Origin of the sequence: Plectonema cf. radiosum LEGE 06105 (genome assembly GCF_015207665.1) — a bacterium.
GTDB classification, from domain to species: Bacteria; Cyanobacteriota; Cyanobacteriia; order Cyanobacteriales; family Nostocaceae; genus Rivularia; species Rivularia radiosa_A.
In genome coordinates this window covers 15522-29311 of sequence record NZ_JADEWL010000036.1, presented here as the reverse complement: position 1 = coordinate 29311, position 13790 = coordinate 15522, and the positions used below count along the sequence as shown (strand labels likewise).

At 35.9% G+C, this 13790-nt stretch carries 10 protein-coding genes; 3 read left to right on the top strand and 7 right to left on the bottom strand.

Going from position 1 to position 13790, the window contains the following annotated elements; all coding sequences use genetic code 11:
- Positions 1–80: 80 nt before the first annotated feature.
- The gene (locus IQ247_RS13080) at positions 81–1049 is read right to left on the bottom strand and encodes an ABC transporter ATP-binding protein (RefSeq protein ID WP_193920616.1); all 969 of its coding nucleotides are present in this window, start codon (positions 1047–1049) and stop codon (positions 81–83) included.
- Between the two features lie 1508 nt (positions 1050–2557).
- Here IQ247_RS13080 and IQ247_RS13075 point away from each other — a divergent pair.
- Positions 2558–3958 (top strand): AAA-like domain-containing protein, encoded by a 1401-nt coding sequence (locus IQ247_RS13075; protein WP_193920614.1) that lies wholly within the window; start codon positions 2558–2560, stop codon positions 3956–3958.
- Between the two features lie 84 nt (positions 3959–4042).
- Here IQ247_RS13075 and IQ247_RS13070 read toward each other — a convergent pair whose 3' ends face one another.
- Entirely contained in the window at positions 4043–4468 is a 426-nt protein-coding gene (locus IQ247_RS13070; RefSeq protein ID WP_193920612.1) for a hypothetical protein, read from the bottom strand.
- Between the two features lie 235 nt (positions 4469–4703).
- On the opposite strand from IQ247_RS13070, the gene IQ247_RS13065 reads away from it, so the two are divergent.
- Positions 4704–8207 carry a WD40 domain-containing protein gene (locus tag IQ247_RS13065; RefSeq protein WP_193920610.1) on the top strand — a complete coding sequence of 1168 codons (3504 nt, stop codon included), beginning with the start codon at positions 4704–4706 and terminating at the stop codon, positions 8205–8207.
- A gap of 118 nt (positions 8208–8325) precedes the next feature.
- Here IQ247_RS13065 and IQ247_RS13060 read toward each other — a convergent pair whose 3' ends face one another.
- From IQ247_RS13060 to fabI, 5 genes are all read right to left on the bottom strand, one after another.
- Positions 8326–8715: a hypothetical protein gene (locus tag IQ247_RS13060; protein ID WP_193920608.1), complete on the bottom strand. Its 390-nt coding sequence runs from the start codon at positions 8713–8715 to the stop codon at positions 8326–8328.
- Between the two features lie 345 nt (positions 8716–9060).
- A complete protein-coding gene (locus IQ247_RS13055) occupies positions 9061–10152 on the bottom strand; it encodes an alpha/beta fold hydrolase (RefSeq protein ID WP_193920606.1) in 1092 nt (363 codons plus the stop codon).
- A gap of 76 nt (positions 10153–10228) precedes the next feature.
- Positions 10229–10810: a TetR/AcrR family transcriptional regulator gene (locus tag IQ247_RS13050; RefSeq protein ID WP_193920604.1), complete on the bottom strand. Its 582-nt coding sequence runs from the start codon at positions 10808–10810 to the stop codon at positions 10229–10231.
- Between the two features lie 52 nt (positions 10811–10862).
- The gene (gene hisB / locus IQ247_RS13045) at positions 10863–11510 is read right to left on the bottom strand and encodes an imidazoleglycerol-phosphate dehydratase HisB (protein WP_193920602.1); all 648 of its coding nucleotides are present in this window, start codon (positions 11508–11510) and stop codon (positions 10863–10865) included.
- Positions 11511–11855: 345 nt separating this feature from the next.
- Entirely contained in the window at positions 11856–12632 is a 777-nt protein-coding gene (gene fabI, locus IQ247_RS13040) for an enoyl-ACP reductase FabI (protein ID WP_193920600.1), read from the bottom strand.
- Positions 12633–13013: 381 nt separating this feature from the next.
- On the opposite strand from fabI, the gene ntcA reads away from it, so the two are divergent.
- Positions 13014–13679 (top strand): global nitrogen regulator NtcA, encoded by a 666-nt coding sequence (gene ntcA, locus IQ247_RS13035; RefSeq protein ID WP_445974525.1) that lies wholly within the window; start codon positions 13014–13016, stop codon positions 13677–13679.
- Positions 13680–13790: the final 111 nt, after the last annotated feature.

Below are 13790 nucleotides of genomic sequence, written 5' to 3'. Positions count from 1 at the left end.
AGATTAAATCAATCCAATTTCCAATTATTACTTTGTTCTGCAATCATAGAGTTTAAAATCTGGAAATAAAGTATACTTTTCTACATCTTTCCTTGAATTTTCTCCATAAAAAACTCTTCTAAAGAAGGACGATAAGCGTTAATAGAAATCAGATATCCTCCCATCAATCGAAGACTTGCAATAAAATCATACATTTCTCCTTGTAATTCACCTTGCCAACAGCCATCAGATAAAGATGCAAGATTCGGAATCCATTGTTGTAAAGTTTCCCAATTACCACCTTGACCTTTGACTCGATATGTGCTTTGTGTCCCTAATAATTGAGTGACATTACCAGAACAGATTAATTCACCTTTGTTAAGGATTGCAATGCGATCGCAAATTAATTCGACTTCATTAAGAACATGACTGTTGAAAAAAATAGTTTTTCCTTGCTGCTTAAGGTTTAAAATAATTTCGCGCATCTGATAACGTCCCATAGGATCTAAACCAGACATTGGTTCATCCAAAAAGATTAAATCTGGGTCATTAATTAAAGTTTGTGCCATTGCAACCCGCTGTAACATTCCCTTAGAATAGCGGCGCATTTGTTTTTTACGAGCATCAAATTTAGATAACCCAACCAAGTCTAGTAATTGAGGAATGCGTTGCTGTTGAATATTTTGGGGAATTTGAAATAAATTTGCACTCCCAACCAAAAATTCCCAACCAGTCAGGAAGTCGTAGAGATAGGCATTTTCAGGTAAGTAACCAATATGTTGCTTAGTTTGGCGATCGCCAAGTGGCTTACCCAATAATAAACCTCTTCCGGAAGTAGGACGGATAATTCCCAGCAATAATTTGAGTAGAGTGGTTTTACCAGCACCATTTTGTCCGAGCAATCCAAAAGTCTCTCCCCGTTGAACTTTCAAAGAACAGCTTTTGAGAGATATAACTTTTTGATTCATCCAAAAACCAGTACGGTAAACCTTTCGTAATTCCGAAGTAAGAACTACTGGGGGATTTTGAGTTGTATCAAGAGAAAACGCAGCCTCTTCAACAGACTTCATGAAAACACACAAAACAGTAAACTAATTACAAGATACCCAGTTGTGTGTTGAGAATAACAATTTTTTATAGATAAATCAGCAATGTTGTAAATTAAACCAAGTACTGCATTTGATGAATTGTGATGGTTTTTATCGTCACCCGACCGGGAATCAAATTCCCGGTCTAATAGCATAAGTCCTATAAATAGGACTAAAAAATTAATCAGATTAGATTGGTCGAGTACCCATGAGAATTAATGTGGCGGACTACTTTCCACCACAGAAGTTTTGAGGGGTTTGTTCGTCTACCGACGTGCTGTAGAGACGTTATACATAACGTCTCTAGACAATTTTGGCAAAAACTAACCATTCAAAATTAATGTGGCAGACTACTAGTACTCCACCACATTAATTTTGATGGGTTCTTATGCTATCAGACCGGGAATTTGATTCCCGGTCTGATAGCATAAGTCCTATAAATAGGACTAAAAAAATTAATCAGATTAGATTGGTCGAGTACCCATCATAATTAATGTGGCGGACTACTAGTACTTGACCACGTTAATTTTGATGGGTGAGTATCCAATCCGCCAGGGAATGAAATTCCCCGCTCTTATAGCATAAGTCCTATAAATAGGACTGAAATAATACCCCTCATAATTAATGTGGTGAACTACTAGTGGTCCGCCACATAAGTTATGAGGGGTAATCAATGTAATATTGTAGGTTGGGCTGAACTACGTTCAGCCCAACACCCGCGTTGGGTTGCGCTATGTCCTGTCGGACAGGCTTCGCCAACGCTTAACCCAACCTACGAAGAGGTATTTTAACTCCTCAAAATTAATGTGGCGGAGTACTAGTACTCCACCACATTAATTATGTGGGGTAATTTATTCGTAGTGGGAGCTTCTAGCTCGCTAGCCAATAGCGAGCTTTCCGGTATGCCCCTTCGGGGCAGGCTACGCCAACGCACTACCTTAACCCTTCGGAACTTATGGGACAGACCACTAGTGGTTCATGTCATTCAACTTACATAGGACTTACGCAATATGTAGCTCAAACAGTTATTTTTGCTTCGGGGTAATTCATGAATTACCCCTACTCTCGCTCGGTTTTGCGTAAGTCCTATTACAGTCCCCTGACGGATTATCAAATCAGAATTATTAAAAATTTTGTATTTTTTGGCATAAATAGCAATCGCAAAACGTATACAAATTGTAGATAAGTGAATTCGAGCAAACGACAGAAGTCGGGTTTTTAGAACGATTCTTTTATATTAAAGATATTTCAAGTAAAAATCTGACTTCTTATCTCACGAAAAATCTAGGTTTATTATTTTGCGAATAAAAATTTCGGTATTACTCAAATACCGGAATGTTAAAGCTTTATCTTGAATGTAAATACATAGGACTTACGCAAAACCTAACAGAAGTAGTGGTAATTCATGAATTACCACTAGGCAAGAATCACTTTTTCAGTCATATATTGCGTAAGTCCTAATACATTGCGACTTACTTAGGGATGCAATTATGCTACAAATGACTGATGATTTATACGATTTACAAATTAATATAGATTCCAAATCTATATTCTCTTGTAATCATGCAAAAGAAGTTGCTGATTTTGCTTTGTTTAAAACTACAGGAAAATATTTAAGCGATATTGAAATTAAAGTATTTCAAGCTTCATGGTCAGAGAAAACCTATGATGAAATAGCAATAACTTACGGTTATAGTGCTGAGTATATAAATAAAGATGTCGGAAATAAATTATGGCATAAACTATCTCAAGCTTTAGAAGAAAAAGTTACTAAGAAGAATTTTAAAGCAGCACTAAAAAGAGCATGGCAAAAACAAAATAACTTATTATCGATTACTGAAAATTCCGAATTACAAGTTTATACAAAAATTCCCAATATACCTTTTCCTGAGAGTTTCGTAACACCAAATTCGGCTTTTTACATTGAGCGGAATAATCTAGAAAATCTCTGTTATGAAACAATTATCAAGCCCGGCTCTTTAATTCGGATTAAAGCACCGAAACTCATGGGTAAAACTTCTTTAATCAAAAGAATTATTGCAGATGCTACTCGTGATAATTATCGAACTATTTATTTAGATTTAAGTAGTGTTGAAGGAAGAATTTTAACTAATTTAGATAAATTTCTTCGCTGGTTAAGTTGTATGGTTGGGAAACAATTAAACTTAGAAAATCAATTAAATGAGTATTGGGATGCTGAAATTTTGGGTAGTAATGATAACTGTACAGTTTATTTTGAAGAATATTTACTTACAGAAATAGATTCTCCTATAGTATTAGCATTAGATAACATAGATAAGATTTTTTCTTATGCAGAAATTATTGAAGACTTTTTTGGAATGCTACGAAGCTGGCACGAAAGAGGTAAAATTTCTGACCTTTGGCAAAAACTACGCTTAGTATTAGCACATTCTACCGAAGTTTATGTTCCTTTAGATATAAATCAATCACCATTTAATGCTGGTGTACCTGTAGAATTAGTGGAATTTGATAGCCAACAAATAAAACAATTAGTTGCAATTCATGGGCTGAATTGGGGTGAAATAGAAATAAAACAATTAATGCAATTAGTTGGAGGACATCCCTTTTTAGTCAGATTAGCAATGTATGAAGTGAGTTACAAAAACTTAAATTTAGAACAATTTTTACAAGAAGCTTCCACAGAAGCAGGTGTTTATAGTAATCATTTACGAGGATATTTAGAAGTATTGCAAAAATGTCCAAAACTGGCTCAGGCTTTAAAACTTGTAGTTAATTCACCCGAACCAGTGGAATTAGATTCAATCCAGATTTATAAATTACACAGTATGGGTTTAATAAAAATACTGCATAATTGTGTAATACCTAGCTGTAATTTATATCGGGAGTATTTTCAAAGAGTTTTGGGTTAAAAATACTGTAAGCTTAAGAAAAGCGGGGATAGTTGCTGGAGTATAATATATTCCCACTTTATTCAATGCAGTTAAGAGATTTACCTAATTAAAGCATTCTTCAGTACAGACACTTTGTTGACCTTCTTCATCCTCCCAGCACATACAACCATTAGACTTGAAATACCAAGATCCTTCGCCAGTAGTATTGGAACCTCCTAAACGATCCTGCTTAATTCTTAACTTAGAAGAACTTCCGTTTTGTGTTTTCAGAATCATCTCAGTCACATAATCACCTTTTACTTTCATTTCAACCCACTCGCGTGAATTTATTGGTAGACGATTGATACCCTGTTTTAAATTTGTTAGTGAAAATTTTAGCTTTCTAGCAACAGTAGAACCTTGATTTGATGCTAATGTAGAATCAGAGTATTTCGAGGTTTCAGCGACAGTTTTTTTTACCTGTACAGCTTGTGAAAAAGTGATGCAACCAAGCACAAATGCCATAGATAAAATTGATGTTAATTTCATGTAAATTGTTCTTCCTTGAATGATTTATTTGGTATATCACAGCAAACTTATTTGCTATATATGCAAATCATTACCTAAATACTAAAATACACCAATAGGAATAAATCAGGTATTTTCAAAGACTAAAAATCAGGTCTATGAATATTAAAAATAGGGAAAAATCAGGTACTAATTTATAATTAAAATATTCCATTATAGAAATAATATATTAATAACAAGTTATAGCTCTGTCATCATGACTGAATCACCATCTCACTATGAATATCAAATTGGTGGAAGTCTTTCTGTTAACGCATCGAGTTATGTAACTCGTCAAGCTGATGCGGAATTTTATCAAGCTTTAAAAGCCGGTGAATTTTGTTATGTACTAAATTCGCGACAGATGGGTAAATCTAGTTTGCGAGTTCAAACTATGCAAAAATTGCAAGCAAATGGTATAGTGTGTGCTTTTATCGATTTAACTGGCATTGGAAAAGAAGATGTAACTGCGGAAAAATGGTACGCTGGAATTGTCCAATCTTTAGTTAGTAGTTGTCAGCTAACTAAAAAGATAAATTGGCGAATATGGTGGAAAGAAAGACGAGATTTACTTTCACCAGTACAGCGATTTAATTTATTTATTGATGAAGTATTATTAGTTGAAATTCAACAAAAAATTATTATTTTTGTCGATGAAATTGATAGAGTTTTGAGTCAAACTTTTTCTCTCGATGATTTTTTTGCTTTAATTCGATTTTTTTATAACAAACGAGTTGATAATCAAACATACAAACGTTTAACTTTTGCACTTTTGGGAGTAGCAACCCCTAGTGATTTAATTGCAGATAAAACTCAAACACCTTTTAATATTGGTAAAGCCATAGAATTACATGGTTTTAAAGTTGATGAAGTACAACCATTAGTTAAAGGATTAGAAAGAAAAGTAGATAATCCCCAAGCTGTAATTCAGGAGATATTAAATTGGACAGGGGGACAACCTTTTCTCACACAAAAGTTATGTCAATTAGTGATTAGTAAAACAAATAAAAATCATCTAGTTGCAACTCAATTAATTGAAGACATAGTACAAAAATTGATTATTGAAAATTGGCAAGCCCAAGACGAACCAGAACATTTAAAGACGATTCGAGATAGAATATTGCGAAATGAACAAAAAGCCGGAAGATTATTAGTAATTTATCAAAAAATTTTACACCAAGGAGAATTAATTGCAGATGGAAGCCTGGAACAAACAGATTTACGTTTATCTGGTTTAGTTGTGCAACAACAAGGTAAATTACGAATATATAATCGGATTTACAAACAAGTTTTTAATAAAATATGGGTTGAAAAACAATTAATAAATTTACGTCCGTACTCTCAAAATTTTAATATTTGGGTTAATTCTCATTATCAAGATGAATCTAGACTTTTACGAGGTCAAGCATTACAAGATGTTCTATTATGGGCAAACAATCACAACTTAAGTTCTTTAGATTATCGCTTTTTAACTGCTAGTCAAGAATTGGAACAGCGTGAAGTCAAATATAATTTAGCAATCAAAGAAAAGGAAAGTCAAATATTAACTCAAGCCCATAAAAAAGCTATAAAGATTATATCTTTAGGTAGCATATTTTTAGTTATTTCTTTTGTTGCAGCATTATTTACAAATGTACAGCTTAGTAAAGCAAGGCTAGAACAAGCAGAAGCCGATATACTTTTAACAAGTGTTTATTCACAAAGAGCTTTTGATACAAGTCCTTTTCAAGCATTGCTTCAAGGATTGAAAGCAGCAAGCAAATTGCAAAATTTAGCAAAATTATCTTCAGTTAACCAACAAACGCGCTCTTCAGTACTTTCTGCTTTACAACAAGCAATTTATAGCATTAGAGAAAAAAATCGCTTAGAAGGACATCATGACAAAATAAGAGGTATTAATTTCAGTCCGGATGGTAAAATAATTGCTTCAGCTAGTGCAGACAATACCGTTAAACTGTGGAATGCAAAAAATGGTGCTTTATTGCGATCGCTAATTGGTCATACTAACAGTGTCTGGAGTGTCAGTTTTAGTCCGGATGGTCAAATTATCGCTTCTACTGCTAGCGATGGCACAATCAAGCTGTGGAATGTGAATGGGACTTTAATCAAAACTCTTAAAGGTCATAATTCCATATTATTAGACGTTAGTTTCAGCTTTGATGGTAAAATTCTAGCTGTTGGCGCAGCAAACGGAAAAGTCGGACTTTTTGATATTGACAATGGTAGTTTAATTAAGATTATCGACGGACATACTCAGCCAGTATGGAGCGTAGATTTGAGTCCTGATAATCTGCTAGCTACTGCAAGTCTTGACCGTACCGTTAAATTATGGAATATCTCTGATAATACTTTAATCAAAACCTTTAAAGGTCATACTAATAAAATTGCCAGCGTTAATTTTAGTCCTGACGGTAAATTGCTAGCTACCGCAAGTTTTGATAATACCATTAAGTTGTGGAATGTATCAGATGGTACTTTGATTCACACTTTTACAGATCATATTGCTCCAGTTCACAGCGTTACCTTTAGTCCTAATGGAAGAAAAATTATATCATCTAGCGAAGATGGCACGATAAAACTGTGGAATTTAAATCAAACACAAATCAAACCACAAACTTTCAAAGGTCATAATGGTCATGTTTTGAATGTGGTTTTTAGTCCTGACGGTAAAACTTTAGCTTCTACTAGCAGTGATTCTACCATCCGACTTTGGAATATTCATGGTATTGAACCCCAAACATTAGAAAACCATAGTGCTGAAGTTTGGGATGTGATTTTTAGTCCAGATGGTAAAACTTTAGTCTCTACAAGTGCAGATAAAACTGTTAAACTATGGAATCTGAAAAAATCCCTCCTACAAACTGTAAATAATCACGAACAAGTCAGGAGTATTAGTTTTAATCCTAACGGTAAAACTCTAGCTTTGAGCAGCGATGATGGATTTATTAAACTATGGCATTTTAACAATAGCAAGCTGCAAACTTTTAAACGTCATGATGAGCGACTATCAAGAGTAAATTTCAGCCCAGATGGTGAAATTCTCGCTTCTGCTGGTGATAATGGAATTGCAAGATTGTGGAACCCTTTTAATGGAACAGTATTGCAAACTTTCAAAGCTGATAATAATATGCTCACAGGTAATAGATTGACTGGTATCAGTTTCAGTCCGGATGGTAAAATTATTGCTTCGGTAAGTGATGAACCAGCCATCAAGCTGTGGAATGTAGAGAATGGTAATTTAGCAAAAACTTTTCCCAAAGCTCATAGCGATCGCATCACAAGTGTTAATTTTAATCCAAATGGTCAGCTAATTGCTTCAGCAAGTGCAGATAATACAGTTAAATTATGGCGTGTCAAAGATGGTAAGTTAATAAATACCCTTAAAAAACATAGTAACTGGGTTACTAACGTTAGATTTAGTCCTAATGGTAAAACCCTTGCTTCTGCAAGTCTTGACAGTACGATAAATTTGTGGAACGTCGATGATGGTAATCTAATACAAACCTTTGAAAGTCATCGAAGTGGGGTATGGGTAACAAGTATAAGCTTTAGTCCAGATGGAAAAACCATAGCTTCTGCAAATAGAGACGGTACCGTTAAGCTATGGAAAGTAGATTTATCTTTAGATGATTCAATCAAAATAGGTTGCAACTGGTTACAAGATTATTTAGCAATTCATCCTCAAGAACAAGAATTAAAAACAATCTGCAATCAACCTTAATTTAATGGTAAAAAAGTCGAGTTTTTATCAAACTTGTAAATGTATTACAGATAATTATCGTAAAACCCGACTTGATAATGATTGCAACTTAATTGCATCGAACTCAAGTTAATTATTATTAATTTGTAATTTTCATCGTACAGCTACCCCAACCCAAAGTTTTACCCATATTCAAACCATTTTCAAAAACTGTACTTCCTGTTCCCGTGACATTTTTACTTCCTTGTTTACAAGTAAGTTTTCCTTTATTCAAACCATTTACTTTGTAATCTCCCCATTCTGCTTTATCCACACTTTGACCAGAATTTAAAATTTTAGTAAAAGCAATAAAACAAGCTTTCTCCACACTATCAACAGTCCATGTCCACCAAGTATAACCTTGATTCGATGTTGCTGTACAATAAGGTCTATTAGAGGATGATGCTGTCGCGGGATTGGTATTTACCACTGGTGATAAAGCAACAACACCGAGTATTAAAGCTGTAGATACAACTGATTTAACTTGCATATTTATTACCTCTTGATTTGATAATTAATGTGGTATTTAAAAGCAAAACTAATTTGCTTTGTATCCAAATAATGGCTCACATAAATCTCAATACCAACAGGAAAAAATCAGCTATTTTATATAATCAAAAGTGAGGCAGATAGTATTAAATATAGGGAAAAATCAGGTAAAAATAAAAGTCAAAAATATTTCTCTAATCTGAGTAACCTGCGTTCCAGCATTCGCTAAGAGAATAATTGCAGAAGTCGGGTTTTTAGGATAAATATCAGTATTAACAGACAATCCTTATAGAAACCCGACTTCTTACCCCAGGGCTGTGTTGACTATTCCCCCCAACCCTATTCCCTATTCAGAACAATTTCTACCACAAGAAAACTCCATAATCGCTTTAGCTACCACATCCGGTTGCTCTATTGCTACTAATGTACTTCCTTGGGGAATTTCTAAATATTTAAAGTCAGGACGAATTTGTCGAAACTGCTCTGCTCGATCGGGTTCAATGGGAGGATTCCCTGGTATTGGTTTGTAATCTGCACCAAAAATTGCCAACACCGGAACTTTCACGTCCTTACTAGCTTCAGCAAAGGTACGAAAAAATTGACCAAAAATAAATGCATAGCTTATCCAGCGTTGTTCAATGTTAGGACGCTCAATCAATGCTTCTTCAATGAGAATATCACCGTTTTTCTCTAAAAAAGATGGCTGGGAAAATCCAGCTTGGTTAAATGGTCTGATGTTGTCTGGTAACAACAAATTAACCCATATGGCTGCATCATCGGTTTCTAATGTTTGCTGATATCCCTTATTTTGACTTTCTGTCGGTGGTGATGCAAGATTGTTAATCCCATAGGGAGAGATGATTACTAATGACTTGACTAAATCGGGATTTTGTGCTGCAACTTGCAATCCACTCAGGGTTGTAGTATCTGTTGTGACTACGTTTGCGGGACGACCTACAACTTCTCTGAGAAATTCGCTGATAAACTGGTCGATTTTTTCCAAATTATAGGTCGTTTTGGGCTTTGCTGAACGACCTACTCCCGGCAAATCCATAATGTAAACTGGGACACCTGCTTGATCTAAAGAGGCTCGGAGTTGGCGAAATTGTCGGTGACTAACTCCCCCGAAAATACCATGAAACAACACAACGGGTGTCGCCTTTTTTGAACTGGATTTTAGCGGACTTCTAAAAGCAATGGTTCCAAAATCTTTCAGTTCTACTGTTTGATTTAATACGGATTTTAATTCTGGTGAAGTGGGTATCCCTTCTTGAGAAGTTACCCTTGCGAGAATTTGATTATCTTCTTCAGTGACAATTGAAGTTGCACCCGGTATATCTATATCTGGAGGCTGTTGTGCCATTACAGGTGTCACAACCGTCATCAGAACGCTCAAAACTGTGAGCGTCAAACAAGTCAATATGGTTTTTATTTTCATGAATCGCAACCCATCATTGAATTTAATTTAATCGTTCAATCTACCTAATATTAGTTAGGCAAAATTGCAAAAAAAATTATTTCTCAACTACACCGTGGAGAAATAAATTAATCGACTTAGCAATCATCTGTTGTTCACCGTTGGGACTGTATTGTTTAAAAGTCCGGATTGGTTCGATCACAGCTAAAAATGTAGCTGCTATATAGAATGGCTCGGCTCGCAAACCGTGATGGTAGCGAGAAAATAATTCTGCGATCGCAGGAATCACAGATCGATCCATTACCGATTCTATTTGGGCTGCTTTTTCCTTGGGGAGTGCAGGTAAATCCGAATCAACTAGACGACTCACATGGAGTGGAGGTTGAGTTAAAAGCCATTTCGCTAACTGATTTAGGCAATCTTCCAATTCTAGGGAAGATACCTTCGCAATAACTTGTTCTAACCCTTGTCGTCGCTGTTCGAGGTGATGTATGGTAACTTCCACAAACAAATCCTCCTTACCTCCGGGAAAGTAATAATACAGTGACGCTTGTTTGATACCAAGCCGTTCGGCAATATCCTTTAGGGTGACAGAGGTATACCCACGTGCTACAAACAATTCTTGAGCCACGTTGATAACCGCTTCTCTCGATGAATTTTTACTTACCTCTTTACCCATGTCACCTAACTTAAATTAGGTAGATATTTTTGTCAAGACTTTTAAGCAGGAATTATAAAACTCCCTTAGAACTGGGAATAGTACTTGCACGTCGTTCATCGATTTCTGTAGCCATTCGCATTGCTCTAGCAAAAGCTTTAAATGTTGCTTCGATAATATGATGAGAATTGATACCATCAAGTTGACGAATATGCAGCGTCATTTGGCTATTGTTTGCGATCGCGACAAAAAATTCCCTTACTAATTGAGTGTCGTAATTTCCGACTCTTGGGGTAGGAATTTGTAAACCGTAAGTTAAATGAGGTCTTCCCGAAAAGTCTAAAGCGACCTGAACTAAAGCTTCATCAAGGGGAGCGACAAAATGACCGAAACGGACAATACCTTTGCGATCGCCAAGTGCTTTGAAGATAGCTTTTCCTAATGTAATACCGACATCTTCATTAGTGTGATGGTCGTCAATTTCCCAATCTCCCTTAGCTATGACTTCCAAGTCAATCAGTCCGTGGGAAGATATTTGATGTAACATATGGTCTAAAAACGGAATGCCGGTTTGAGCGTTACAATTACCCGTACCATCCAAATTGACGGTTACTTGCACATCTGTTTCCCCAGTAGTACGAGAAACGGTGGCAGTTCGAGGATTATTATTAATATTGCGATCGCGATCTGGTGTGATAGGGGTATGTTCAATTGAGCGCATAGTAGCCGTACATATCAAAAACTGTAGATATATTATCCCTCGATTAAATTAATTTTGAATTTTAGATATTAACTAATTCGTAGATTAAGTTAAAAGCGCAGGAGTAAATTATGGTTTATCTTCAGATTAAGGTGGGCTTTTAGCCCAACATCTCAGACTTAATAGCTAACTAATAAATAAAATGTTGGGTTACGACGCTTCAGATAATTTCTAGTTGAAAACCAGTATTTTTCGTGCGTCTAACCCAACCTACAGTTCAGCACTACAGTTCAGCACAAGTTTTGGATTTTGGATTACTACAACCTACAAACTAAAGATATTCTCAAAATGTAAGCGCGATCGCAATTACATCCCCATGATTTCGTAACCTGCATCTACATACAAAACTTGACCAGTGATACCACTTGCTAAATCGCTAGATAAGAAAGCAGCGGCATTACCCACTTCTAGCTGAGTCACAGTACGCTTCAGGGGAGCAACTTGCTCTACATGATGAATCATATCTAAAATACCGCCGACCGCGCTAGAAGCTAAAGTACGGATGGGACCAGCGGAAATTGCATTGACGCGAATATTTTGCTCTCCCAATTCCGCAGCAAGGTAACGCACACTAGATTCTAAAGCTGCTTTAGCAACACCCATGACATTGTAATTAGGAATTGCTCTGACACCACCCAAATAGGTAAGAGTGACAATACTTCCTCCTTGGGACATTAAAGGTTTAGCTGCACCAGCTAATTGCGCTAGAGAATAAGAACTGATTTCCAAAGCTAAATTAAACCCTGCACGAGAAGTTTCGCTAAATCCTCCGGTTAAGTCGTCTTTTTTCGCGAAAGCAAGACAATGAATCAAAATATCCAAAGAACCCCATTTTTCCTTGATGGTATCAAAAGTCGATTTTACTTGCTGATCATCTTGGACATTACACGGTAAAAACAGGCTAGGAGAAAGCGGCTCGACTAAATCCGCAACTTTTTTTTCCATTTTGCCTTTTTCATCAGGTAAGTAGGTAATACCAATATTTGCTCCTGCTTTATGTAATTGTTGGGCAATACCCCAAGCGATAGAACGGTTATTAGCAATACCTGTAACCAGCGCGTTTTTCCCAGTTAGATCCAGCATAAAAGTTACCTATTTAATAATGGTTCATGGTTGAGCATACTAGATATTAGACCGATAATTCTTACTTCTAAATTCAATTTATCCGATGTTGCAATCAATGTTATTAAAAGTATGCTGATTTGAACGCTGCTGATTTTTTATGATATTTTAAATATTTCTTCATCAAAAATATTTACTTCTATCAACTAGCTAAATAACTCTTAAAAATTAGTAGATCCAAGAGCTAGAAATTATGTATTATGATGAACAAATGGTAATGAGTTTCTAAGGTTAAGTATAGGAAAGTACAAAAAGGTTAACAATGCAATATTGATTTTTCAGGTGTAATATACGGTAATCTGTTTTATTTTTCCGGCATTGGGTAGGGGAAGGGAGATGATTGTGACGCAAGATAAAGCCCTCGCAAATGTGTTTCGTCAAATGGCAACTGGAGCTTTTCCACCAGTTGTAGAAACCTTTGAACGCAATAAAACTATATTTTTTCCCGGCGATCCAGCCGAACGAGTTTATTTTCTTCTTAAAGGTGCCGTGAAGCTCTCCAGGGTGTACGAGGCAGGAGAAGAAATAACGGTGGCGCTACTACGAGAAAATAGCGTTTTCGGAGTTTTGTCTTTATTGACGGGAAACAAATCAGATCGGTTTTATCATTCAGTAGCATTCACGCCAGTAGAATTACTCTCGGCTCCAATCGAACAAGTAGAGCAAGCACTCAAAGAGAATCCGGAATTATCGATGTTGATGCTGCGAGGACTTTCTTCGCGGATATTACAGACAGAGATGATGATTGAAACTCTTGCTCACCGAGATATGGGTTCGAGATTAGTGAGTTTTTTACTAATTCTGTGTCGAGATTTTGGAGTTCCTTGTGCTGATGGCATAACAATAGATTTAAAGTTATCTCATCAAGCGATTGCCGAAGCAATTGGTTCTACTCGCGTTACCGTTACAAGATTGTTAGGCGATTTACGAGAAAAGAAGATGATTTCAATACACAAAAAGAAAATCACTGTACATAAGCCAGTTACTTTAAGTCGGCAATTTACTTAAAGCAGCTTGATGCCCTTGAACGTCTAATAAAGGTTAATCGGAGGTATTAATAGTGCGGTATATTCCGCCGTAAACTTGATTTGATTGTGAAAAAAACATCTGAAATAATCT